The organism is Drouetiella sp. (genome assembly GCF_059504425.1).
In genome coordinates, this window is the sequence record NZ_JCACIN010000040.1 from 103,873 (window position 1) to 127,603 (window position 23,731).

Here is a 23,731-nt window from a genome sequence, read left to right on the forward strand (position 1 = left end):
ACGGCATTATACCCTGCTGCAATGGCATCGTAGGCTATACAACAGAATTGTGATTCGCTGCAATGGCATTGTAACCTACCACAATAGCGCTGCGATTCGCTGCAATGGCAATGTGATGCCCTGCAATGGCAATGTGATGCCCTGCAATGGCAATGTGACGCTCTGCAATGGCACTGCAACCCTCTGCAATGGCAATGCAACCCTCTGCAATGGCAATGTAGATGAGCACGGTGTTAATGCAAGAGCTGTATGAAGGGAGAGAGGAAGAGCAGGAAACGGAGATCTATACTAAGATGTTGCACTAAGATTCTGTGTATACACAAGTTTGCTGTGCAATATCTTAATCCCCTCAGCCCCCTCAATTCCCCAATTCTGGGGGACTTTGAGTTCTGGAAGTCCCTCTGCCATGCAGACCTTCAGCAGCACCGCATATCTCTACTGACCGCTAACCGACCAGGCAATAAACCGCTCTGTGTAGTACAGCGCGATCTGATTTCCCAATCCGCTAAACAGCGCATCAAAGGCATGTTCTGACCAAGGCAGCTCCACATAAACGGCAATATTGCCCGCGGTTTGAAGGCGATCGCGCAATCCTCTGCCATATTTTGCCTGCACTACATGATCACGACCGCCGTAGACGAGCAGCGTGGGCGGCGCTTTAGGCGTGATGTAGGTGTAGGGTGAAGCTTTGTCATAGAGTTCAGGTTTTTGATCGGGAGTACCGCCCAAAAATGCCTCCAACACGGCTCTTGAGTTAATGGGATCGGGCTGGGGTGGCTCGCGATAGCCGCTCGTTAAGTTTACAGGGCCATAGTAATTGACGATCGCTTTGACGGGCATGGCGGCTGAGTATGCGGCAATCATCGCCAGCTGCGCCCCTGCCGATCGTCCCATGAGCACGACGCGATCGAGATCAACTTCTAGCGACTTGGCATTTTTTTGAATGTAGGTCAAGGCTAGGCGCACATCGTCAATTTGGGCTGGAAACTGGTATTGGGGCGCATGGCGGTAGTCGATAGCTACCACGGTGTAGCCCTGTGCCGCCATGTAGCGATTGAACTCTGCATTGGCGGTGGGCTTGCCATTTTGCCAAGCGCCTCCGTAGATAGTGACGATCGTCGGGTAGATGCCGGGTTTAGGCGGCTGGTAGACTTCCAAAGATAGGGGTACGCCATCGGGTTGGGCAAATTCAATAGCCCGCTGCCGCAGATTGTTCGCCGCTGGACTGTCACGAAAGGGAATGCTGCGAAAGGGAATGCCCCGAAATACATCTGCCAGAACAAAGGGCTGTGGACGCATCTGAGCCTGAAGTGGTGGCGGAATCTTTGCCAGATAATCAATGCCAATTGCCTGATACATGGCGTTGCTTGCCTGTTGACTGGCGGCGGCAACCTGTGTGAGCGGATAAGCGGTCAAAACTAACCCCGCAACGCTACAGGCGATCGCCAGCGAAAAAATCCAGCCCTTGGAATGGCTGAAGAGGAGCAGAAGGAGAGCGATCGCATTGAATCCAAACAGCCACGGACTAATCTCTGGCGCACCTACGCCCAGCGGCAGCAGGCTAAACGTCGGTGCCGGAACCACAATCCAGACACTCAAAAACAGACCGATGCCGCTGAGGAGCAATAGGAAAAGACCTATAAGGATTTGCAGTAATTTAAATCTCACGATAGTTCCAGAAGTTTCAGAATGCTCTTACAGCAATTTTTAATTGCAAAAACCACAGTTATTTTTGTAGAAGCCGCGCTCCGCGCGGCTTCTACAAAAATAACTCATACTTCATCAAGCGCAAAGCGCTGTGAGTAGGACTAGCCCCTGATCAGGATTTAGACATAAAATCTGCACATGCCAGCTAGATCAATACTAGCTAGACCAATATTAGCTAGATCGGCACCTCTAAACCCAAGCTTAAACTCAAGCCTAAACTCAAGCCTAAACTCATGGAAACTAAGCCCCCATTGCCTCCTTTTACGATCGAAACCGCTAAAGCCAAAGTGCAAGCCGCAGAAGATGCCTGGAATACCCGCAATCCAGATAAGGTTGCCCTCGCCTACACCGAAGACTCTCAATGGCGTAATCGTGCCGAATTCTTGAGCGGACGGGAAGAAATTCGGGAGTTCTTGAAGCGAAAATGGGCGAAGGAACTGGATTATCGACTGAAGAAAACACTCTGGAGCTTTACTGAAAATCGGATCTCGGTCTGCTTTGAGTATGAATGGCATGACGACTCTGGCTACTGGTATCGCGCCTATGGCAATGAACAGTGGGAGTTTGCAGAAAACGGCTTGATGCAGCGGCGGGAAGCCAGCATTAACGATATGCCGATTCTAGAAACCGATCGCAAGTTTCGCTGGGAGCGCAAAGCTTGATCAGTGTGGCTTAATCAGTGGGCTTAATCAGTAGCACTTAAACGGGATAAATGGTTTCAAGAATGTCCTGTAGATCCGCATCCCAACGAAGCGTCGTATCCTGAGTTTTTTGACACAGTACAGCCGTTGCAAGGTACGCAGGATGGATATCCATGTCAGCCGTTACGGAATGGAGCAGGTGGGCAACAATGGCAGCAGATTCTCCACAGGCAGTCTCTAAAATCTTGAATCCCGTTTGAGAGTTGAATAACCCATGCCAGCTTTGATCGGAAAACCGCCAAAAATCCCAAGGCACCTCGTGCAGGGGAAACGTTTGATGCGTGGCGATCATTACCCACCCACCTGGCTTTAAGACATGATTGATTTCAATAGCAGCCTTCCAAGGCATCAACAAATGCTCAAATACAGATATGGAGAAAACGGCATCAAAACTCCCATGAGGAAATAGACCTGATAGATTATGGGCATCTCCTATGACATCCACATTTTCTCCAGCAACGATATCCATGCCAACATACTCAATGCGATCGCCCAATAGCGATCGACGAACATTTCCCGATCGATTGCGCGATCCAATTTCGAGAACTCTAAAGGGAGGCGGTTGAGAACGAATTTGCTCAAAGAAGCGCCGATGCAGCGCATGATAAGGATCGGTACTGATTTTCTGCTCAACCAATTCTGTTGCGGTGTGAGTTGAACCATCTGCAAAGCTGAAGATAAGCTGCATTTGGCTGACTTGTTTCGGGGGCAGATTAACAGCAGCATGAAATTCAAAGCGGCTGTTCAGAGCTGACGCGCCAAACTGCGGCTCTAAATCGGGGCTGGGCAATCCATACCCTTGAACGGCGATCGCCTCAGCGCCAGGAAATTGATACGCCATTGAGACAATGGGTTGCTCTAGGCAATTAGCCCAGCCTTTGACAAACACAATTCCTCGGAAATATAGAAGCTCATCTACAAACCACTGCATCTTTGCGCGATCGCCTCCGCCGAGTAACGGCTAAATTACGGCAGGACTCTAGGGTACTGAACTCGATAAAGCTGAATGCTCTGACGAATACTGAGCCAGCTTTTTGGAAACCTCTGGGTTATAGAGCCGCAGATAGTTCCAATAGTTGCCGAATACAGACTCAACGTAGCCTTTGGTTTCTGGAAACGGAATCTGCTCAATAAACTTATCGGGGTCGCTGAAGCCAAATCTGCTGATCCAGTCAGCAACGCTGCCGGGGCCAGCGTTGTAGCTAGCTACTGCAAACAGTGAGTTATTATTATATTCTCGATGGGTATAATCTAGGTACCAGGTACCTAACTTGATGTTGTCGCTAGGGTTATCGAGCTTATAGTCTTTAATCTTCGCTTGCTTAGATACCCAGTCAGCGGTTTCTGGCATCACCTGCATCAATCCTGTTGCGCCTACTGAAGATTGAATCTTGGGTTGAAATCTCGACTCCTGACGAATCAGAGCTGTGACCAAGATTGGATTGAGCTGATTTTCCTTCGACGATCGCTTAATCATATCCTCAAACGGAAAAGAATAGAGCGCCTGCCAGTATCCAGCCTGTTCTCGAATCGTTTTGTACTGGGCTTTCTCGGCAGCAGATTCTCTAGAGGACAGGTTAGACAACATAAAAATACCGTCTAGATTATCGCCAACGCCCAGACGCATCAACCCATCCGTGAATTGCTCTGCGACCGTCGGCTGAACGCGGTTGGTGAATTCAGCCTGCCAGCGCGTCCAGGCATCCTGATCTTGCCCCAGCAGATACAGCTCTTTGGTGGCAGCCGATCCGGCTGGCGGAGTCGATCGCCGAAAAGACCCAGCAATTTGTGGCGACTGGGTGCGTACCGTAGTGAAGTCGCCGACCTCCCAACCCAGCAAGCTTGCCGATCGCCATGCATAGTAAGAGCTGGGATAGTTGCTCAACACATATTCAAAGGCTTGTTGGGACGCTTTTTGCTGCCCTAGCTGAGCCGCCCACTTACCGATCCAAAAAGAGGCTTCGGGCGCGAATTCGCTGTCTGGATTTTCCTGTGCCAACTGTCGTGCCCATTCCCAGGCTGCCTTGATGTTGCCTTTTTTAACATGCTCTTCTGCCTGCTCCCAGCGCAGCTTGGCGGCTGTCTCTGATTTACTATGCTGAGTAATGACGGACTGCTGAGCTTGCAGGGCCGACTCCGCACTATTCAGCGCCAGCAAAACATCGGCTTTAGCGGCTAGGGCTTCAGGAACTTTGTCGGGGAACTGGTTGATTGCCTGATCGAGAAAAGGAACCGCTTCTTCAGGTTTATCGACCAGTTCAGCGATTTTGATGAGCGCCTGTCCTGCCTCTTTGGTGGTGGGGTATGCCTGGAGCAACTGTTGGTATGCCGCGATCGCATCCCTGTCCCGTCCGCCAAGCTGCGCACCCCGTCCAGTGCGATACATGTTTAGCGGCGTGTTGGGGGCTTTACCGTAGGCAGCTCCCGCGCTGCCATAGTAGCCTTTTTCCCAGTAAGCAAAGGCGATCGCCTCCCAGTCTTCCGGAGTTAGCTTAGGGGCATATTCCTCCTTCAGCCGATTCAGCACATTGAGAATGCCAGGAGTGTAAATGCCGTGCCGCGCAATCTGCATCAAGAGCTGAGGTTGATCGGGCTTTTTCTCTAGCCGCGCTGAGGCAATGTCCACGGCACGGGGATGGCTAGGAAATTGCGCAAGCACCTGATCCCAGTACTGCGGACTGGTCTTGCCGAGGGCATAGAGCGCTTCAGCGGCTGCCCAGTCTTTGGGGTACTGCTGAAGCAATTCTTTCCAGGTTTCTGTGGCTTTGGCGCTGTTGCCCGTTGAGGTGTAAGCCTGGGCGCGCTTCGCCAAAATTTGTGCCGCCAGCACCGGATAGTTTTGCTCTAATCCTGCTAGCCAGGGCAACGCTTTGCCGCCATGATTTTGCTGAATCAAGTCAGTTGCTAACAGGTAGCGGGCACGACTCCGATCGACCGAGGGCAGTCCGTTGGCGATCGCCTCTAGTTTGGAGGCGCGATTGGCAGTCTGAGTGGCGAGGGCTAAAACCTGCGAGTTAGGGTCTGAGGTTAACTCTAAATTGGCGGGAGCAGGGGCAACCGAAAGCCATTCCTTCACCAAAGGAATCTGGAAAGGAATTTGAAACCCGCTCACAAGATTGAGCGATGAAACGCCTGCGCCCACCGTTAGCGCCGTTAGCCCAATACCCGCCAGCCAAACCTGCTTCTTGTACTGATTTACCATCCGTTTGCTCAGTCATCCCGCAATCTACAGCCGAGTAATCTACCTCGTAATATATACAAGGCTCTGGCTCCCCATCCTAGCGCTTCTGTTGAAAATCGATCGCTCACTGCTACACAACCGCAGATTAATTTGCGCAATACTGGAAGCACAAGTTAACCCATACGTAATTACAAGTCGCATCAATCATGGATCTTCGAGGGATAGATACGCCGCGCTTAGAGTGGTCTGGAGATTGTCTGGTCATTGGTTTGTTTGAGGATGCTGTCGAGCTGACAGACGATTTGACGGATCTCGATCAAAAGCTGTCCGGCACATTAACCGAACTGATCGCTGAAGCAGAGTTTAAGGGCAAGGAGGGGAGCAGCGCCGTGACCAGGGTTGGTGGCGGCAGCAGCATTCGCAAAATTGCGATCGTGGGTCTGGGCAAAGCTGAACCCTTTAAGCTAGATGCTCTGCGTCGAGCGGCGGCGGCGGCAGCGCGGCTGGGTAAAAAGGAAAAGGTGAAAACCCTGGGCTTAAGTTTGCCAAGCTGGAATGGAGATACGGCTCTGACCATCCAGGCGATCGTTGAGGGCATCGAGCTAGCGCTACATCAGGACAGCCGCTTTAAGTCGGAGGAAGAGAAGGAGCTGAAGCTGGAGCAGATTGAGCTTCTGGGGTTTGGTCATGAAGGTTTTGCCAATGCAGATGAGGCGATCGCCCGTGCCCGTCAGATTAGTCTAGGGGTGATTCTTGCGCGGGAGCTGGTTTCGGCTCCGGCAAATATCGTTACGCCGCTGATGATGGCAGAGGCAGCAGAGGCGATCGCCCAGGAGTACGGCTTAGAGCTACAAATTTTAGAAAAAGCGGACTGCGAGAAGCTGGGGATGGGGGCATTTTTGGGCGTGGCGCAGGCTTCGGATTTGCCGCCTAAGTTCATTCACCTCACCTACCGTCCGGCAGGAACGCCTCGCAAGAAGTTGGCGATCGTGGGCAAAGGGGTGACTTTTGACAGCGGCGGTCTCAATATCAAGGGAGCAGGTAGCGGCATCGAGATGATGAAGACCGATATGGGGGGTGCTGCTGCGACTCTGGGGACGGCAAAGGCGATCGGGGCCATTCAGCCGGATGTGGAGGTGCACTTCATTAGCGCCGTGACGGAAAACATGATTAGCGGTCATGCGATGCACCCAGGAGACATCTTGACGGCATCGAATGGCAAAACGATCGAGGTCAACAATACGGATGCTGAGGGTCGTCTGACTTTGGCGGATGCTCTGGTCTATGCTGACAAGCTAGGGGTGGATGCCGTGATTGACCTGGCGACGCTGACGGGAGCTTGTGTCGTGGCTTTGGGTGAAGACATTGCTGGGATCTGGACGGAAGATGAGGCGATCGCGTCTCAGTTTTCTCAGGCGGCAGATCTGGCGGGCGAGAAGTTCTGGCGGATGCCGATCGAGGAGAAATATTTTGAGGGGCTGAAGTCGGTGGTGGCGGACATGAAGAATACAGGACCGCGACCGGGAGGAGCAATTACGGCGACGCTGTTCCTGAAGCAGTTTGTGAAGGATACGCCCTGGGCGCATTTGGATGTTGCTGGACCAGTTTGGACGGATAAGGAGAGTGGCTATAACAATGCGGGTGGGACGGGGTATCCGGTGCGATCGCTGGTGAATTGGGTGTTGGGTTAGGCTTAATGGCTTCGGGGAATAGCCTTGGGGAAACAGCCTTGAGGAGCCAACAGCCTTGGGGGTTTCCCCCAAACCCCCAGCAGGGGACGGGCACGTCCCCCACACCCCCTCCGCATGAGATGGTGGATGGGATGGAAAAAGCGCGTCGCATTGATAGGTAGATCGGGGAGTTTTGAAGTGCTCTTTATTCATAATCTTTGAGCAGGTGCAACTCTCTTGTCAAAATTCTCCTTATTGAAGATGTTTCTGGGGTGGATAGTGGGGTGTCTATCAAAGATGCTTTCTGATTACAGGATGCTTTAGCTTCAGTCAGTTCATGAAGCCAGATTAGCTGAATTAGAGCTGACCCAAACCATCGTCGGCATTGGTGATCTCTGGGATGATTTTTTGGGCGTTGCTGAGTACAAGTATGAAAGCCCCCCAACCCCCAATTCTGGGGGACTTTGAATGGCTCGGAAGTCCCCCAGAATTGGGGGATTTAGGGGGCGAGAAAACTGTCAACTCAGATAGATTCATACTTCAATTCAGCAGCGCCATTTTTGTTGGAGAGGAGCACGGAGTACTCCTCTCCAACAAAAAAACATCCCTCTGTTACAGCGCTTTGCGCTTGGTTGAGTGTGGGTTATTTTTGTAAAAGCCGCGCGGAGCGAGGTTTCTACAAAAATAACTGTGTTTTATGCGATTGAAAATTGCTGTAAGCAATGCCCTATTGTCAAGCTTTGTAGCCATAATCATCGGGCTTAGGACATTTTTGAGGGCGCGCGGAGCGCGCCCTCAAAAATGTCCCCGTCCTAACTGCTGTGAATACAGCTATACCAGTGAGAGGATACGGTATTTTGTCTGGAACACTTTATCTGATCTTGTTCCAATTAAAAAATTAGTCTATAGTATCCGTAATGGGGCAATCTGCCTGATCATACAGTTCGATCGCTGAACGGTCGCTGCTGCTGGCGCGATCGGGGCAATTACCGGATAGACGGCTACCGCAAGAAATTACGTGACAATCACAGAGCAAAAGCGGATTGGTGCAAAAGTGGTAATTTTTCACTAATTGGAATACAATCTTGCATAGTGTTCCAATTAAGTGGGCGAGAGGCACTTAATTGGAAGTGTGACTAAAATCACATCTTCGGTGGTTTAAACTGTTATAAGTAGTATGAACAAAGCGCAGAAGACAGGCTAGAAGCGACTCGCAGCCATTGGGTGTGGGTCTAGTGAGCCGAGCATTGCCCTCCTCCTTTCTTTAAGTAAGTTCAGCAATGTCAGTCTACTGAACTGCTAGGCAGCATTTGGGGCATCAGAACAGATGAGGCTTTGAACGTTTTCAACTCAGTTAGCGCAATTGGGCTGTCAAAATTGCCCTTGCGAAAGGATCTATTCAAAACACAGATGCAGAAATTAGTTCGGCATCGGGACGGCTGTACAGAGGTTTGATACATATGATTGGGCAACTTTTAGCTGAACGGTATCTCATTCTAGAGAAACTTGGGTCGGGTGGGTTTAGCGAAACCTACTTGGCACGGGATAAATATTTACCCTGTCACCCGCTTTGCGTTGTCAAGTGCTTTCAGCTATCGCCTAGCAGCACAATTTCACAGGAGACAGCTCAACAGCTCTTCGCAACCGAAGCGCAGATTTTGGATCAGTTTGGGCAAAACCATGCCCAAATTCCAATCTTGTTTGCCTACTGTCATGAACAAGAACGAATTTACCAGATTCAGGAGTATGTTGAAGGCGACAATTTGGAAGATGCGATCGCTCCAGGGCAATACCTGAATTCAGAAGCGGCGAGCATCGTATTACAAAAAGTCTTACCTATCTTGGATTACATTCATGCCCAGCAGGTGATTCATCGGGATATTAAGCCAAGTCATCTAATTTACAGCAAAAATACGATCGTTCTTATTGATTTTGGAGCGGCTTGCTATGTGTCTGAGCCGAATGCACCTAGCGCTGATATTGCCATTGGCACTCCGGGATACATGCCAGATGAACAGCTCTTGGGCATGGCAGAGTTTGGTAGCGATATTTATGCTTTGGGCGTATCGATTATTCAGATGATGACAGGCGTTCACCCGCAAGATTTTCAGCAAAATCCGATTTCGGGTGAGCTAGATTGGCAGGTTCATTTGCAAGGGCAATCGATCGATCCTCACCTGGCTGCAATTCTAAGCCGAATGGTGCAGCGTCATCCCCGACAGCGCTACGAAAGTGCTGCCGAGGTTTTGGTAAATTTGCGATCGCGCCCGGTGAAGCAAAAACCTGTAGGGCGGTCTTTAAAGCAGAGTCTATCTATTCGGCAGCTTTGGAAACCCACGGTCGCAGCGCTGCTGCTATTGAGCGGATGGTATGGCTCTAGCCGAATTGAACAGGCGGGTGCAATGCTGTCTCAAGCAGAGCATTTTGTCTCCCGCTCAGAAAAAGACATTACTCTGGTGCATGACATGAAGCTGCCCTCGAATGTCGATCGCATGTTGATTGCGCCAGACAACCGTTTTCTAGTTACGGCAGAGGCGGATCATGCCCTGCGTCTCTGGGCTCTGCCCACCGGAGCGGCGCTGCAAACTCTGTCAGGGCACAGGGATATAGTGACAGCTTTGGATATGAGTCAGGACGGTCGTCTATTAGTCAGCGGCGGCAAAGATCAGACCCTGCGGCTTTGGGACACGACGCTCGGAACGCTGCTCTGGAGCATTGAAGCGCATCCGGGAGCCGTGGCAGCCGTGGCGATGAGTCCCGATGGAAAATCGATCGCCAGCAGCGGTGAGGATGGAACCCTGCGAGTTTGGGATTTGCAAACTGGAGCGCCTTTGCGCAGCTTGGCTACCGACAATCCGGTAACGGCAATGACTTACGGCGGCAATTCAAACCGTTTGGTGACGGCTGGCAGTACTCGCGATTTGCAGCTTTGGGATTTGCAAACTGGGCAGCTCCGTCGCACCTTTGCCGGACATAAAGGGGCGATCGTTAGCCTCCGTATGGCAGATGATCATATGCTCTTTAGCTTTGGCGAAGATCGGACGCTGGTTTGGGATTTGCAGCAAGAAGGTCTGATGCGGGCATTCCCTCAGAATTCTGCCCAGCTTGTGACAACGCTGCTAGGAAAACAGCACGCGGTCACCGTTCACAATGACGGCAACATCCGCGTCTGGAGTCCCCAAGGCAGTTTGATGACCACGTTGCCTAGCAAGTGCGGTCAAGATGTTGCGGTTGCCCTCGGCCCTAATCATCGCTATCTCGTGGGAGTGAACCGAGAGAATCAACTGCGAATCTGGCAGATTAGTTCCCGTGCTATCCCTTAAAAGTGGCAGAGTTAGAGATTTGAAAAGTTAGAGGTTTGAAAAGTTAGAGGATGTTTGAAAAGTGGTCGGCTGTGATTTTAGGCACCTGTTGATCCCCCTGCCCCCCTTAAAAAGGGGCGAAATGAATTCAAAGTTCCCCTTTTTTCTAGCGCAGCGGCGCGATAGCACGGGGATTGAGGGGGATCTGAAACGTTTCGCTACCCATAGTTAAACTTTTCAACCATCCGCTTAGAGATTTGCAAAATCCATAAAAGCATCCACTGATGCTGATTTCCAAGTAACGAGAAGCTTACCCGTAGAGAGACATCCAGATGCTAAACAAAGTTCCAGAAACCACAATGCACCGAGTCCGGTGGCTCCTGACGCTGGGCTGGCTGCTGCTAATTGCATCCTTGTTTTATGACCCCATTACGCCGCACTTTACCCATCCTGATAACTTAGCTAGCCCCTTTCACATCAATCTCGATCAGTGCGTCAAGATTCGAGAAACCTGTTTACCGCAGGAATCTTACTCGATGAGTGTTTTGATGTGGTGGGCAATGATTGTGCCCGCAGGCATCTTTATTCTGCTGGTATTTGGACATGAGTTTTGGCGAAGAATTTGCCCGCTCTCCTTTTTATCTCAGATTCCGCGCGCTTTGGGGATGCAGCGTAAGCGCAAGGTTATTGATCCAGTCACCCAGGCAGTGCGGTACGAATTGGTAACAATTGGCGAGAATTCCTGGCTAGGAAAGAATCATCTGTATGTGCAGTCTGGGCTGTTTTTTCTGGGGCTGGGGCTACGAATTCTGTTTGTCAACGGCGATCGCACCGCTCTAGCCTATTTTTTAATCGGGACGATCGCTTCTGCTATGCTCATTGGCTATCTCTACGCAGGGAAAAGCTGGTGCAATTACTTTTGTCCGATGGCTCCTGTACAAATGATTTACACGGGTCCGCGATCGCTGATGGGCAGCAAGGCGCACACTACGCCAAAGCCCAGTATTACCCAATCAATGTGCCGCACAGTAGACCCCAAAACTGGGAAAGAACAGAGTGCTTGCGTCGGCTGCAAGTTGCCCTGTATCGACATTGATGCTGAAAAAACCTACTGGCAAGAGCTGCAAAAACCGGGTCGGCGACTGGTGCAGTATGGTTATCTAGGTATGGTCATTGGCTTTTATCTGTACTATTACCTGTACTCTGGAAATTGGGATTACTACTTCACAGGTATGTGGACGCATGAGCGAGATTTACTGAGCAGAGTATTTGATCCAGGCTTTTACATTCAGGGTCACTCTATCGGTATTCCCAAGTTTATTGCCGTATTCATCACCTATGCCATTCTGCTTTCCATAACTTTTGTCTGGGGATTGATTTTAGAAAAGCTTTATCGTCGATATACGGTATGGCGAAAGAAACCTGCTTCAGCTGAACAGGCTCAGCACGTTATTTTTACACTATTCACTGCCATATCCTTCTGGACGTTCTTTTCCTATGGTGCGCGTCCATCCCTCAATCGCTTGCCAACCTATCTCCTGCTGGGGTTCAATGCGCTGGTTGTTTTGGTGGGCGCAATCTGGCTTTACCGAACGCTGAGCCGGACTCATGCTCAATACAATCGGGAGAGTATGTCTACCAGCCTAAGAAAGCAGCTCCAGCAGTTCCCGATCGATCCAAAGCTGTTGGATGGGCGTTCTCTCGAAGAATTAACCTCAAATGAGGTGTATACACTGGCAAAAGTCTTGTTGGCTGTCTCGCAGCAGCTCCAGTTGCAGACCTACACAGGCGTGGTGCAAGACTTGCTGGAACAGCGCGTCACCGATCCTTCCCAAAGTTTTGAGTTCTGCAAAAAACTGCGTCAAGATCTCCAGATTCAAGACTCTGATCACTTTACGGCCATCCAGACGATCGCCACCACTCGTCCAGAGCTATTGGTCGCTTCTACCGAGCGATCGGCTACGGATGGAGATTCGGAAACTCTGGCAAGAACCGTTGCTAAACCTGCCAACCGAACGATTGCTCGCTCTGTTCCCCCTCAAAAACGGCGACGTTAGCTTGCATCTCCTTTAAGAGTTCTGCTTCGGCACCGCCATCCTACACAAACTATCTGGGAGACTACATATGTTAAAACTCAAATCGGTGAACTTCGAGCAGCAAGAATTTGGAACTCATATTCTGACCCAGTCTCGTCCCGGACAGCTAGAGTGGGTAATCGGAAGATATGCAACTTGCGACTTGGTTCTGTCTGCTCAAGAGGTTAGCCGAGTGCATGGAAAAATTATTTATCAGGATGGCACCTATTACTTTATGGATGATGGCAGCACCTCCGGCTCATCGCTAAATGGAGAGCTAGTTGAGGAGAACGATAAGCGATCGCTGCGAGTAGGAGACTTGCTCCAAATTGGGGAGACTTATATTCACATTGAAGAGATGGAGCCGCCATCGCCTGCTGCTGCAGAGGGAGACTTATCGCTTACCGCAATGGAACCCCAGTGGACATCAGGTGATTTGCAGGTACGATGCTGCCGAATCATTGACGAAACGCCCGATGTCAAAACGTTTTGCTTTGTTGCCGAGCCGCCCGTGACGTTTAACTATAAGCCCGGACAGTTTGTTAACTTAGAGGTTGAGATTGACGGCAAGCCTATTCTTCGCCCCTACTCAATTTCTTCCTCTCCAACCCGTCCCCATGCAATTCATATTACCGTGAAGCGTGAAGTCTCTGGTCATCCAGAAGTGCGACCGGGATTGGTTTCTAGCTGGCTGCATAACTCGTTTAAGGTGGGCGATCGCGTCAAATTTGTGGGTACCCCGCTCGGTCACTTTAGCTGTCTACCCGATCTACCACCCAAGATCCTGCTGATTTCGGCAGGCAGCGGTATCACGCCGATGATGTCAATGGCGCGGTGGGTACAGGATACCTTGGCAGATTGCGACGTTGTATTTCTGCACAGCGCCCGCAAGCCTGAGGACATTGTTTTTCGAGATGAGCTGGCGATGATGTCGGCTCAAATGTCAAATTTCCGTTTGGCAATCACCACGACTCAGCCTTCTGCGAGATATCCCTGGCTGGGACTAACGGGACGGATCTCCAAATCTATGCTGCATGTGGTTGTGCCCGATTTGCTCGATCGCGCAGTCTATGCCTGTGGCCCTGATGGCTTTGTCCAGACCTTCAAATCTTTGCTGGAGTCCGTCAACTTTCCGATGCAGCAATACAAGCAAGAAAGCTTTGGAGGCAAGCCAGCCGCAAAAACTGCTCCTGCCGTCTCTGCTCAGGATACATCTACTATCAGCGCTGCCAATTTGTCTAAAGTCAGCAAAACAGCTCCTTCTAAAACTGCGCCTGCTCAGAGTTCGATCGCGCCCAGCCGCAATGGTCAAAGCAAGTCACCCGATCTACTGCCCAGTCCTTTAGGGGGGAATACCTCGGTTAAAGTTGCGCCCTTGGTTAAGTTTGCCAACTCCGATCGCAGCGTTCCAGCCGATGGCAATACTTCTGTTCTAGAGCTTGCAGAACAGGAAGGCATCCCGATTCGTAACGCCTGCCGGGTGGGTTCCTGCGGTGCCTGCAAGGTTATGGCGCGTGAAGGTCAGGTGCAGTATGCGGGTCAGCCTATTGCCCTCAGCGCAGCGGATCAGGAAGCGGGCTACATCCTGTCTTGCATTGCCCGCCCAGTCGATCGGTTAGTGGTGGAAGCATAGGATGCCAATAGTTTCGGCACGTTCGCAGTGCGAACGTGCCGAAACTTCAGCAGATTCAGGGGATGATTAGCTGGTGTAGCGTTACGCGCTTAGATCCAATGAGTTATTTTTTGAGAGCCGCGCTCCGCGCGGCTCTCAAAAAATAACTCGTCCTAACTCAATTACGTAGGGCTATGCTAATCATCCCTTGAATGAGTTAGCCAAAGCTTACCGCCCTAGATCATTGTCTTCGATCCATTGCAAGACCTCAGACTCAGACTCTGCATAAAGCGTTTTGCCTGTGCGTGGATCGTAAGCGCGCCATAGAACAGTGCCAGAATCGCTCATAATTTGGTCAATTGAAAGCATGGAGTGATGGGCGATCGCATCCATCCAAGAATTCCAGACCTGCTTGACTTTGGCAACAAGAGCCAAGCCATGCTGTTTTTTGACTAGCCCTAGCTGTTGCTGTTCTTGCTCTAACAGCGCAATGAGCTGAAAATTCTGAGCCGCTTTAGCGACTTCTAGACGACGGGTCAAGGAAGCCGCGATCGCTGCCCGATGCTGAGCGTCGATTTCGTCCAGGTTGAAATGAAGTGCAGTAGCCATAGTTCTCGTACCAAACGCTAAATTCTTAGAAGAATATTTTTTGTTAATATAATCCTAATATATTTCTGTAGCTAAAAGCACAAAAATTAGCCTATCTTAAGAATTTCTTCTTTTTCCCTGAAGCTAAATGAGAGCTAAAAGCCGACAAATTGCTGGGTTGATACCAGGTTGATTGCTCAGGATTAATTGCTATGGGGTTGAGTTAACGTAGCTGTCGCCAGTTTACTTAGGATATGTTCGGTGGGGCGCTGCGCGCCCCACCGAAAATGTTTCCGTCCTAACAGCCTTGGCGGTTGCCATACATGGTTTAATAGCAGCCATGACTTCTCCGATCGCACTTCTACGGCAGCGTTCTCGCGATTCCTGGCTGATTGGACTTGACTGCCACAGCCTGACAAAACGGGCAGAAGATCAGTTGCAGACCTTGATGCAGGAAGGCGATCGCAAACCTCCGACTGTGCTGCTGGCTGAACCCGATCCGGCGGATTTTGTGGCAGGCTTTATTGCTGCCTGTGCTGCGCAGTGCCCGATTTTTTTGGGTAATCCTCATTGGGTTGAAGCGGAGTGGCAGCAAGTGTTTGAGCAGATTCAGCCAGATGTAATTCTGGGAGAGGTAAAAGAATTTCAGGGGGTAAGGTCGAAGAAGGGGAAACTCCCAGAACCTGGCTGGATCATGATTCCTACAGGTGGGTCTTCTGGACAGGTGCGCTTTGCCGTCCACACCTGGCAAACGCTAACGGCTTCCGTGATGGGATTTCAACAACACTTTGAGTCTGATACCATCAACTCCTGCTGCACGCTGCCGCTCTATCATGTCAGCGGATTAATGCAGATGCTGCGATCGCTCCTCACAGGTGGCAAGCTAGCGATCGTGCCGTTCAAGCAGCTAGATTTCAAACAGCCGCCTGAATTTGACCCAACCGACTTCTTTATCTCCCTCGTGCCTACCCAGCTCCAGCGCCTATTACAAGACCCAGAGGCGATCGCGTGGCTGTCTCAATTTCGCACAGTGCTATTGGGCGGTGCGCCTGCCTGGGATGACCTGTTAGCGGCAGCAAGGCGGCATCAGATTCAGCTAGCGCCGACCTATGGCATGACGGAAACCGCCTCGCAGGTAGCAACGCTGAAGCCTGTAGACTTCCTGGCAGGAAAAACAGGCAGCGGCAGGGCTTTACCCCATGCCAAAATTCAAATTGTCGATCCGCAAAATCAGCCTATGGAGCGGGGACAGGTAGGAGCGATCGCCATTCAGTCTGCATCCTTAGCGTTGGGCTATTACGGCAATTGGGGCGCACTTCCCCAAACGACATTTCAAACCGATGATGTAGGCTACCTTGATGCAGAAGGCTATCTGCATATCGTGGGGCGCGCCAGCCGGAAGATCATCACAGGCGGCGAAAATGTTTTTCCCGACGAAGTTGAAGCTGCCATTCGGGCAACGGGTCTGGTCGCCGATGTCTGTGTAGTGGGTTTGCCCGATCGCCAGTGGGGAGAAGGAGTAACGGCTGTTTATGTGCCTTGCCATCCAGAAGTGGAGGTAGCTCAGATTCAAGGAGCGATCGCTTCGCGTCTTAGTCGGTTCAAGCAGCCAAAACGCTGGGTTATCGTTGAAGCGTTGCCACGGAACGCGCAAGGGAAAATTAGCTACGAGTCCGTTAAAACTTTGGGAGATTGAGCCTTGATGTATAGTCCGATCAGCATCAAAAAGACAATCAGCATTGCACCAGTGCCGATTGGGCTGGGTACCCAAAAGATGGCGGCAATATGATTCATTTCTCCTGGCTCTAGCTTCCAGATGAGCTGCCGTCCCTGACTGCGCCGCGCCGGGGTATGAGCCGTCTCCAGCGCCCGCGCACCCCAAGGCGTACTGAGGCGAAACTCCAAACTCAAGATTTGGCGCGGATCGATCGCCACCTTTGCCATCCCCGAACTCGCGCCAGGTTCTGAAACGCCTCTCACAAAGATCTCATTGAGCGATCGCAGATCTAGCTCGCAGTCCAAAACCATTCGCTGCCAGAAAATCCAGTTACCCGATCGCATTTTGAGATGAGAGGCGATCGTCGGCAAGGCTTCACGCTCATTATCTTTAAACTTGTTATTTTTGAGCTTTCCCATGTCAAACCCAGTCTCAAACTCTGATGCAAATAGCTGATTAAACTTGGTTTCTAGATCTTTGACATTGAAGAAAGGAAGGGTCAGGATGCTCTCCTGGCTACCAGGATGCTGTACCCATCCGCCCAGGCTTTCGGTCTGGTGTTCCAGCCGCTCTAGCCAAGCGATCGCCATCACGCCTTCCAATTCTGTAACAGGCTGAGCAATGCGAATCTGCTGCACAAATCTTCCATGATTGGCATCGCTAAATCGAATGCTGATATCATCACGAACGCAGCCTGAGAGCAAGAAAAACGCAACTAGAATCAGCCACAGCAGCCGAAACTTAATTAAGATCTGGGCAATCGTTTTTCGCTTAGAGAGGGTTCTACTCATAGAAAAGAATGATACAACCTACGCAGGGTTACGCGATCGGCTCTGCTAAATTAGACCGCTGAATTAGACCGCAAGAATCAGATGGCAGTTGGCTCCCCCAATCCGTAACATCAGGATTGAAGGCGGACTGAGCTTGGTTTTTCGGGTAGAGGCAGACTATTTTTTAGCCGATTTTTAGCCGATTTCTAGGAGAGCGTATCATGCAAAGCGCGACAGGTGAACTCTTTTCGACAGACGAACTGCGTTGGGAGGCATTAGCAAACCGCGATCGTCAGGCGGATGGAGCCTTTGTCTATGCCGTCAAAACAACAGGCGTTTACTGCCGTCCAGCTTGTTCTTCGCGATTGCCAAGTCGCCATAATGTCTACTTTTTTCAAACCTGTAGCGAAGCCGAACAGGCAGGCTTTCGTCCTTGTAAGCGGTGTCAACCCAACACCACATCGCCACGCGCGGAGCAGGTGCAGTTAATCGCTAAAATCTGCAAAAAGATTGAAGCCTCAGAAATCTCGCTTTCATTGAGCGAATTGGCGGCAGTTGCAGGACTAAGCCAATATCACTTTCAACGGCTGTTTAAGGAAATTGTGGGAGTCACGCCCAAGGCCTATGGGATCGCCCAGCGACAAAAGCGAGTGCGTGACGGTCTACAACAGGGGAGATCCGTGACTCAAACCCTCTATGATGCAGGGTTTGGCACCAATAGCCATTTTTATGAAGGAGCGATCGATATGTTAGGTATGGTACCCAGTCAATATAAGGCAGGGGCAGCAGATGTTGAAATTCAGTTTGCGATCGAGCGATCGTTTTTGGGCTGGGTTTTAGTTGCAGCCACAGAAAAGGGCATTTGCGCGATCGATTTTGGCGATACCCCCAAGGCTTTGACTGAGCAATTGCAGAGTCGATTTCCTAACGCCCAGATTCGTGAATCAGACGCGATCTTTTCCGGTTGGGTAGCGCAGGTGATGGCGTTGATTGAAACCCCCGATCGTGGGCTGGATTTGCCGCTAGATGTCCAGGGCACTGCCTTTCAGCAGCGAGTTTGGAAAGCGTTGCAGACCATCCCACCCGGAACAACTGTAAGCTACACAGAAGTTGCCCAACAGATTGACAGTCCCACAGCCGTAAGAGCCGTTGCGACGGCCTGTGCCGCAAACAAACTCGCAGTCGCTATCCCCTGTCACCGTGTGGTTCGCAGTAATGGAGAGCTGAGCGGATACCGATGGGGGGTTGAGCGCAAGCGCGCATTACTAGACCGAGAATCATCACCGAACAACGATCGGAATCCCCATGCACTTCGTCTGGTTGAATAGTAGGCATAGCCTCATGAAAAGAAATACGCGATGACCGCTCCAAAGCCCTCCAAAAAGACAAAGAGTACAAAACCCCTTGCGCCTATTTCGGAGGAAGCCATTCGAGAGAGGGCACATGAGCTATGGCGATCGCGTAGCAGACGCAGCACATCAGAGGAAGACTGGAATGAAGCCAAGCTCCAATTAGAGAAAGAACAGGCGGCAAGATTAAAGGGCTGGCGCTGGGTTGCCTCCCTCCTGAATCAACCGTTCCTTATGTTGGAGAAGCGGGTTTGGGAGCCTGGGGCTAATCTGGTTGAACGCGCAGCCTTCTTCCAAATTGTCGAGAGGCTTAGCCCAGTCTTTGAGGCGATCGGGGTTCTGTTAATTCCCGTGGTGGTGTGGTACGCAACCCAGTCTTACCAGGAGCAAAAGGATAAACAGGATCAAGCGGTTCGACAGCAAGAGGCGATTAAGACCTATTTGAGCCAGCTCACAACTGTTTTCCTAGACGGCAAAATCAAAGAGGATAAGGACTTACAGAGTGTGACGAGAGCATCCACGCTAGCGCTGCTGAAAGACCCTAGCTTAGACGGAAACGGAAAGGGGCAAGTGATTGGATTTTTATCAGAGTTAAAGCTAATTGCGATCGAGCCTAAGAAGGGAGAAGCTAAAACGCAGATTGTAATTTCCCTGGCAAGAGCCGACCTCAGCGGTGCAGACCTCAGAAGTGCAGACCTCAGAAGTGCAGACCTCAGCGATGTTAACCTTAGCAGTGCCAACCTCAGAGGTTCCAACCTTAGCCGTGCCAACCTTAGCGATGTTAACCTCAGCGCTGCAGACCTTAGCGCTGCAGACCTCAGCAGTGCTAACCTCAGAGGTGCCGACCTCAGCAATACCAACATCAGCCGTGCTAACATCAGCCGTGCTGACCTCAGAGGTACCAAGCTCAGATTTGTCAAGCTTTGCAAAACCAAATTACCACCAAGCGCAAAAGTCAACCCCGATCGCGACTGCAAAGAATTAGGAATCCCAACACAGTAAGCCGATCGATCGATCTTATCCCCTTGAACTATCCCTATCTCCAGCGCCAAACTAAATAAGATGCAGCGCCCCCGGATGCAGTCGCAAGCAGAAATTGTCTCATTACGTCAGGGGGAAGCCGTGATCTTTGCCGTTAGCCACAGACCTGTCCGGGGCGATCGGCTTGCGACGAAATTAATTCAGAGCGCACTGCTTGAGAGTTGAGCGACAGCACCCCCCGAAATCTTGAGGGCAACTGCCTCGGCAACCTTGATACCGTCAATCCCCGCCGAAAGGATGCCGCCCGCATATCCGGCTCCTTCTCCCGCTGGGTAAAGCCCTGCTGTGTTTAAGCTCTGGTAATCTTCTCCGCGCTTGATGCGAATCGGCGATGAGGTGCGGGTTTCAACCCCAGTCAAGACGGCATCCGCCATGGCAAATCCTTTGATTTGCTGCTCAAAGGCAGGCAGCGCCTCCCGAATGGCAGCGATCGCGTACTCTGGCAAACTCTCGTTTAGGTCGCCCAAATGCACGCCAGGAGTGTAGGAGGGCGTAACGGTACCTAGCGCCTGAGAGGGACGATTGGCGATAAAGTCACCTACGAGCTGTCCTGGAGCTTCATAAGTGCCGCCGCCCAACTCAAAGGCGCGTTCTTCTAGCTGCCGCTGTAGGGCAATCCCTGCCAGAGGATGACCGGGATAATCTTCTGGGGTGATGCCCACGACGATCGCGCTATTTGCATTTTGCTCGTTGCGGGAATATTGGCTCATGCCGTTGGTGACGACTCGCCCCGGCTCTGATGCCGCAGCCACCACCATGCCCCCCGGACACATACAAAAGCTGTAGACCGATCGCCCGTTGGAGCAGTGGTGGACTAGCCGATAGTCAGCAGCGCCCAGCAGCGGATGTCCGGCATGGGTGCCAAACCGACAGCGATCGATCAAGGACTGGGGATGCTCGACCCGAAAGCCAATAGAGAACGGCTTGGCTTCGATATAGACACCGCGATCGAACAGCATTTGAAAGGTGTCCCTGGCGCTGTGCCCCACTGCCAGAACGACGTAATCGCTGCGAATATATTCTCCGCTGGCTAGCGTCACGCCGCGAACTTGCCCCTCCTCAATGTCCAAGTCTTCCACACGACTCTGAAAGCGAATTTCGCCGCCTAGAGAGACGATCGTGTTGCGGATATTCTCAACAATTTTGACCAGCTTGAAGGTGCCGATGTGGGGCTTGTTGATGTACAGAATTTCTGGAGAGGCTCCAGCATTGACGAGTTCGGTCAGCACCTTGCGTCCGTAGTGCTGGGAATCTCTTACCTGACTGTAGAGTTTGCCGTCAGAAAAGGTGCCCGCGCCGCCTTCCCCAAACTGCGCATTTGACTCAGGGTTCAGCCCTTTTTTCCGCCAAAATCCAAAGGTGTCGGCAGTCCGTTCTTTCACTGCTTTACCGCGTTCTAGGATGAGGGGACGAAAACCCATTTGCGCCAGCATCAAACCCGCAAACATACCGCAAGGCCCTGTGCCAATGACGATCGGGCGCATTGCCTCACTGATTGCGTCCCTGGGGGCTTGCACCTCAAAGTGGTAGCTCATGTCAGGTGTGGCGACCACATGCTGATCTTTCCTGAGTCGCTGAAGGATCTGCTTTTCCTGAGTCGTTTCTACATCCAGAATGTAGACCAGAATAATGTCTTCTCGCTTCCGGGCATCGTAGCTACGCTTGAAAATTGAGTAGCGAATTAGCGCTTCTGGAGCAATTTGCAGCTTCTTGAGGATGGCGGATTCGATCGCCCCTTCAGGATGATCCAACGGCAGCTTTATTTCTGTCAGTCTCAACATAGCAAGGTCTAGGCATAGCTCAGGCTCACCATTTTAGAACAATTCTTGCTTCAGGGGTGGAGAGTGGGGTATTTGTCGGCATGTTCTTTATGGAGCTTGCGGTAAGCCAGGATCATGGCATCTGAGGCGACTAACAGCTCGCGGTTTGTGCCGATCGCCTGGAGCACCTGTGTTTTCACGATCGCCTCATCTTCTCGGAGCAGCTTGCGTCCAAACTGGTTGGTGCTGCGATCGAATAATCGGCACTTGAAGAAGTTTCGCAGAATAATTGATTTGGTAACGGTAACGGTTTCAGAGACAGGAACATGCGCCATTAAAAACGCAAGTTTAAACTTGCCAAAATTGAGTTCCAAGGTGGTGAAGTTGGGGAGATAGAAGCTATGACGACGCGTGGAGCCAAATTCCTCCTGCTGTGCCACCAGCATTTGCCAAAAGCCTTTGAGCTTAGCGAGTTTGGCAGTTAGCGTCACGCTGGCTCCCCCCTGAACTGGCTCGACCTGCAAAAGCTGAATCGTGGCATCTTGATTGACCCGCTGACCCAATTTTCGATGAATAAAGGGAGGATGGGAAACATCCACATTGTTTTCAATCACGCGGCTATAGTTTGCGTTCCAGCAAAACTCATCGATCGATTGATGCCACTCTGTGAAGTTAGGGGCAAACTGCGGCAGTTCGGGAAGAGACGGACGCTGGCTTTCAGGAAGATCGCCGACAAACAGCCAAATAAATCCGTTTTGCTCCTGCACTGGGTATGGCTCCACGCGGGCGCGTTTTGGAATTTCCATGCCAAGCTGATTTGCCGGAATGTTGACACAGACTCCATCCGCCTGATACTGCCAGCCGTGATAGGGACAGTGCAGACAGTCGCCCTCGACTCGACCCAGCGCCAGAGCCGCCGAGCGATGGGCACAGCGATTGTCTAGGGCGATCGCCTTCCCTTGACTGTCTCGGTACAGCACAAATTCTTTGCCCATCAGCGTAATTTGCCGGGGCTGTTGGGCAAGCACCGCGCTAAATTCAACGGCATACCAGAGGTTGGTCAGCATATTTTCTAAAATATTCACTAAAAAGGCGCTGCTGATTTCAGGTGTGAATTTTTTTGAAAGGGGCGCTCCGCGTCCCTTTCAAAAAAATTCACACCCAGATTAAGCTCACGCTAGAAAAAAGGGGATCTTTGAGTTCTGAAGCCCCCTTTTTAAGGGGGTTGGGGAGATCGAACGTAAGCTTTGCGATCGACTGAGATTAAGCAATGCCCCTAAAAACTGTCGCTATAGCTTCCAGGCGGCATAAATTGCGGCGGCAAATGCGATCAGTGTGGCAATGCCGATGTATACCATCTTGAATTCGTGATGGTCGATCGCATGTTCTAGCTTGTGATCCATCTCTTGACGAAACTGCTCAATTTCTCGCTTGGCAGCCGCATCAGCGATCGGACGATTGCGCGTTCCCATAAATTTACTTCCGGTAGATTGTTTTCTACAGAGCGGTCTGTACGGACAATAAGTTGTCCTTAGAATACCCAGAAAGTCTGTGGGATAACGTCCAGTGAAAGAGTGCGGTCTGGACTCAAATTAATCTCACGTTAAATAGGTGTCGAAAGTGGTAGGCTCTATATAGATAGCTGTGTGTACGGGCTTACATATGAATTTTGGTTTGTCGAAATTGGGAGGACGCTTTTTAATGAAACGATTCTTTGGCATGGTGATGGCGATCGCGCTGGCGATTAGCTGTTTGGGAGGGCTAGGCATCGCTCAACCCGCAAACGCAGCAGGGTTTAACGTTCTTAGCTTCAATACTTCATCTCTGGTCTTAGCCGAAGCCCGGAACAGCGCTGATGATAAGCTAGCGACTGATTTTGGTAAAAAAATTGATTTGAACAACACGAATGTGCGGGCTTTTACCCAATATCCCGGTATGTATCCCAGCATTGCTAAGGCAATCATCAAGTACGCGCCCTTTGATACCGTCGATGACGTGCTAAAAATCCCTGGCTTGACCGATCGCCAGAAGGATATCCTGACCAAAAATCTTGACAAACTAACGGTTTCTGCGCCAGAAGCTACGTTTGTAGAGGGTGCCGATCGCTACAATAATGGTATCTATCGCTAAGAGTCTCTTAAGCTGATTCGCGGTTTAAGGCCGTCTTCAAATTCTCAAGACTACTTTTCTCAAGACTACTTTCAAGAATTGCCCCCATCCTGTGCGTTGTGCTTGCTAGCTTTACGGTAGCCAAGCCC

Annotated in this window: 18 protein-coding genes and 1 pseudogene; 10 read left to right on the forward strand and 9 right to left on the reverse strand. The window is 51.0% G+C overall.

Annotation, left to right across the window (positions count from 1 at the left end):
* Positions 1-34 precede the first annotated feature (34 nt).
* Both AC5JMP_RS09210 and AC5JMP_RS09215 read right to left on the reverse strand, forming a co-directional pair.
* Positions 35-229 (reverse strand): hypothetical protein, encoded by a 195-nt coding sequence (locus AC5JMP_RS09210; RefSeq protein WP_495851156.1) that lies wholly within the window; start codon positions 227-229, stop codon positions 35-37.
* 206 nt (positions 230-435) lie between these two features.
* Positions 436-1,668 (reverse strand): alpha/beta hydrolase fold domain-containing protein, encoded by a 1,233-nt coding sequence (locus tag AC5JMP_RS09215; RefSeq protein ID WP_495851157.1) that lies wholly within the window; start codon positions 1,666-1,668, stop codon positions 436-438.
* Between the two features lie 272 nt (positions 1,669-1,940).
* Between AC5JMP_RS09215 and AC5JMP_RS09220 the strand changes: the two genes are divergently transcribed.
* Positions 1,941-2,369 (forward strand): nuclear transport factor 2 family protein, encoded by a 429-nt coding sequence (locus tag AC5JMP_RS09220; RefSeq protein ID WP_495851158.1) that lies wholly within the window; start codon positions 1,941-1,943, stop codon positions 2,367-2,369.
* Positions 2,370-2,406: 37 nt separating this feature from the next.
* Here the strand turns inward: AC5JMP_RS09220 and AC5JMP_RS09225 are convergent, their stop codons facing one another.
* Entirely contained in the window at positions 2,407-3,339 is a 933-nt protein-coding gene (locus tag AC5JMP_RS09225; protein ID WP_495851159.1) for a class I SAM-dependent methyltransferase, read from the reverse strand.
* Positions 3,340-3,387: 48 nt separating this feature from the next.
* Complete coding sequence (locus AC5JMP_RS09230; protein ID WP_495851160.1) at positions 3,388-5,610, reverse strand: transglycosylase SLT domain-containing protein; 2,223 nt, start codon at positions 5,608-5,610, stop codon at positions 3,388-3,390.
* A gap of 185 nt (positions 5,611-5,795) precedes the next feature.
* Between AC5JMP_RS09230 and AC5JMP_RS09235 the strand changes: the two genes are divergently transcribed.
* The 4 genes from AC5JMP_RS09235 (at position 5,796) to AC5JMP_RS09250 (ending at position 14,269) form a co-directional block, all read left to right on the forward strand.
* Positions 5,796-7,280, forward strand: coding sequence for a leucyl aminopeptidase (locus AC5JMP_RS09235; RefSeq protein ID WP_495851161.1), 1,485 nt, complete (start codon positions 5,796-5,798; stop codon positions 7,278-7,280).
* Positions 7,281-8,719: 1,439 nt separating this feature from the next.
* On the forward strand, positions 8,720-10,582 hold the full coding sequence (locus AC5JMP_RS09240; protein ID WP_495851162.1) for a protein kinase domain-containing protein: 1,863 nt from the start codon (positions 8,720-8,722) through the stop codon (positions 10,580-10,582).
* Between the two features lie 311 nt (positions 10,583-10,893).
* On the forward strand, positions 10,894-12,618 hold the full coding sequence (locus AC5JMP_RS09245; RefSeq protein ID WP_495851163.1) for a hypothetical protein: 1,725 nt from the start codon (positions 10,894-10,896) through the stop codon (positions 12,616-12,618).
* 67 nt (positions 12,619-12,685) lie between these two features.
* Complete coding sequence (locus AC5JMP_RS09250) at positions 12,686-14,269, forward strand: FHA domain-containing protein (protein ID WP_495851164.1); 1,584 nt, start codon at positions 12,686-12,688, stop codon at positions 14,267-14,269.
* A 207-nt stretch (positions 14,270-14,476) separates the two neighbouring features.
* On the opposite strand, the gene AC5JMP_RS09255 is transcribed toward AC5JMP_RS09250, so the two are convergent.
* Entirely contained in the window at positions 14,477-14,857 is a 381-nt protein-coding gene (locus AC5JMP_RS09255) for a hypothetical protein (protein WP_495851165.1), read from the reverse strand.
* A 319-nt stretch (positions 14,858-15,176) separates the two neighbouring features.
* On the opposite strand from AC5JMP_RS09255, the gene AC5JMP_RS09260 reads away from it, so the two are divergent.
* Positions 15,177-16,532 carry a 2-succinylbenzoate--CoA ligase gene (locus AC5JMP_RS09260; protein WP_495851166.1) on the forward strand — a complete coding sequence of 452 codons (1,356 nt, stop codon included), beginning with the start codon at positions 15,177-15,179 and terminating at the stop codon, positions 16,530-16,532.
* Here AC5JMP_RS09260 and AC5JMP_RS09265 read toward each other — a convergent pair.
* Complete coding sequence (locus AC5JMP_RS09265; RefSeq protein ID WP_495851167.1) at positions 16,502-17,344, reverse strand: DUF3153 domain-containing protein; 843 nt, start codon at positions 17,342-17,344, stop codon at positions 16,502-16,504. The two genes, AC5JMP_RS09260 and AC5JMP_RS09265, sit on opposite strands and share 31 nt — an antisense overlap.
* 200 nt (positions 17,345-17,544) lie before the next feature.
* On the opposite strand from AC5JMP_RS09265, the gene ada reads away from it, so the two are divergent.
* From ada to AC5JMP_RS09280, 3 genes and pseudogenes are all read left to right on the forward strand, one after another.
* Positions 17,545-18,651, forward strand: a complete 1,107-nt coding sequence (gene ada / locus AC5JMP_RS09270; RefSeq protein WP_495851168.1) for a bifunctional DNA-binding transcriptional regulator/O6-methylguanine-DNA methyltransferase Ada — start codon at positions 17,545-17,547, stop codon at positions 18,649-18,651.
* Between the two features lie 30 nt (positions 18,652-18,681).
* A complete protein-coding gene (locus AC5JMP_RS09275) occupies positions 18,682-19,674 on the forward strand; it encodes a pentapeptide repeat-containing protein (protein WP_495851169.1) in 993 nt (330 codons plus the stop codon).
* A 63-nt stretch (positions 19,675-19,737) separates the two neighbouring features.
* Positions 19,738-19,836: pseudogene (locus tag AC5JMP_RS09280) on the forward strand (2OG-Fe(II) oxygenase); the annotation flags it as partial.
* A gap of 17 nt (positions 19,837-19,853) precedes the next feature.
* Here AC5JMP_RS09280 and AC5JMP_RS09285 read toward each other — a convergent pair.
* The 3 genes from AC5JMP_RS09285 to AC5JMP_RS09295 form a co-directional block, all read right to left on the reverse strand.
* Positions 19,854-21,494: an NAD(P)/FAD-dependent oxidoreductase gene (locus AC5JMP_RS09285; RefSeq protein ID WP_495851170.1), complete on the reverse strand. Its 1,641-nt coding sequence runs from the start codon at positions 21,492-21,494 to the stop codon at positions 19,854-19,856.
* Between the two features lie 50 nt (positions 21,495-21,544).
* A complete protein-coding gene (locus AC5JMP_RS09290; RefSeq protein WP_495851171.1) occupies positions 21,545-22,558 on the reverse strand; it encodes an aromatic ring-hydroxylating dioxygenase subunit alpha in 1,014 nt (337 codons plus the stop codon).
* Positions 22,559-22,762: 204 nt separating this feature from the next.
* Entirely contained in the window at positions 22,763-22,945 is a 183-nt protein-coding gene (locus AC5JMP_RS09295; RefSeq protein ID WP_495851172.1) for a hypothetical protein, read from the reverse strand.
* Between the two features lie 229 nt (positions 22,946-23,174).
* Between AC5JMP_RS09295 and psbU the strand changes: the two genes are divergently transcribed.
* Positions 23,175-23,603 carry a photosystem II complex extrinsic protein PsbU gene (psbU, locus tag AC5JMP_RS09300; protein WP_495851173.1) on the forward strand — a complete coding sequence of 143 codons (429 nt, stop codon included), beginning with the start codon at positions 23,175-23,177 and terminating at the stop codon, positions 23,601-23,603.
* Positions 23,604-23,731 lie beyond the last annotated feature (128 nt).

Bases quoted from the DNA above. Each gene is read 5' to 3' on its own strand.
- AC5JMP_RS09220 (WP_495851158.1), top strand. From the start codon at position 1,941: ATGGAAACTAAGCCCCCATTGCCTCCTTTTACGATCGAAACCGCTAAA.
- AC5JMP_RS09225 (WP_495851159.1), bottom strand. From the start codon at position 3,339: ATGCAGTGGTTTGTAGATGAGCTTCTATATTTCCGAGGAATTGTGTTT.
- AC5JMP_RS09230 (WP_495851160.1), bottom strand. From the start codon at position 5,610: ATGGTAAATCAGTACAAGAAGCAGGTTTGGCTGGCGGGTATTGGGCTA.
- AC5JMP_RS09235 (WP_495851161.1), top strand. From the start codon at position 5,796: ATGGATCTTCGAGGGATAGATACGCCGCGCTTAGAGTGGTCTGGAGAT.
- AC5JMP_RS09240 (WP_495851162.1), top strand. From the start codon at position 8,720: ATGATTGGGCAACTTTTAGCTGAACGGTATCTCATTCTAGAGAAACTT.
- AC5JMP_RS09245 (WP_495851163.1), top strand. From the start codon at position 10,894: ATGCTAAACAAAGTTCCAGAAACCACAATGCACCGAGTCCGGTGGCTC.
- AC5JMP_RS09250 (WP_495851164.1), top strand. From the start codon at position 12,686: ATGTTAAAACTCAAATCGGTGAACTTCGAGCAGCAAGAATTTGGAACT.
- AC5JMP_RS09255 (WP_495851165.1), bottom strand. From the start codon at position 14,857: ATGGCTACTGCACTTCATTTCAACCTGGACGAAATCGACGCTCAGCAT.
- AC5JMP_RS09260 (WP_495851166.1), top strand. From the start codon at position 15,177: ATGACTTCTCCGATCGCACTTCTACGGCAGCGTTCTCGCGATTCCTGG.
- AC5JMP_RS09265 (WP_495851167.1), bottom strand. From the start codon at position 17,344: ATGAGTAGAACCCTCTCTAAGCGAAAAACGATTGCCCAGATCTTAATT.
- ada (WP_495851168.1), top strand. From the start codon at position 17,545: ATGCAAAGCGCGACAGGTGAACTCTTTTCGACAGACGAACTGCGTTGG.
- AC5JMP_RS09275 (WP_495851169.1), top strand. From the start codon at position 18,682: ATGACCGCTCCAAAGCCCTCCAAAAAGACAAAGAGTACAAAACCCCTT.
- AC5JMP_RS09285 (WP_495851170.1), bottom strand. From the start codon at position 21,494: ATGTTGAGACTGACAGAAATAAAGCTGCCGTTGGATCATCCTGAAGGG.
- AC5JMP_RS09295 (WP_495851172.1), bottom strand. From the start codon at position 22,945: ATGGGAACGCGCAATCGTCCGATCGCTGATGCGGCTGCCAAGCGAGAA.
- psbU (WP_495851173.1), top strand. From the start codon at position 23,175: ATGAAACGATTCTTTGGCATGGTGATGGCGATCGCGCTGGCGATTAGC.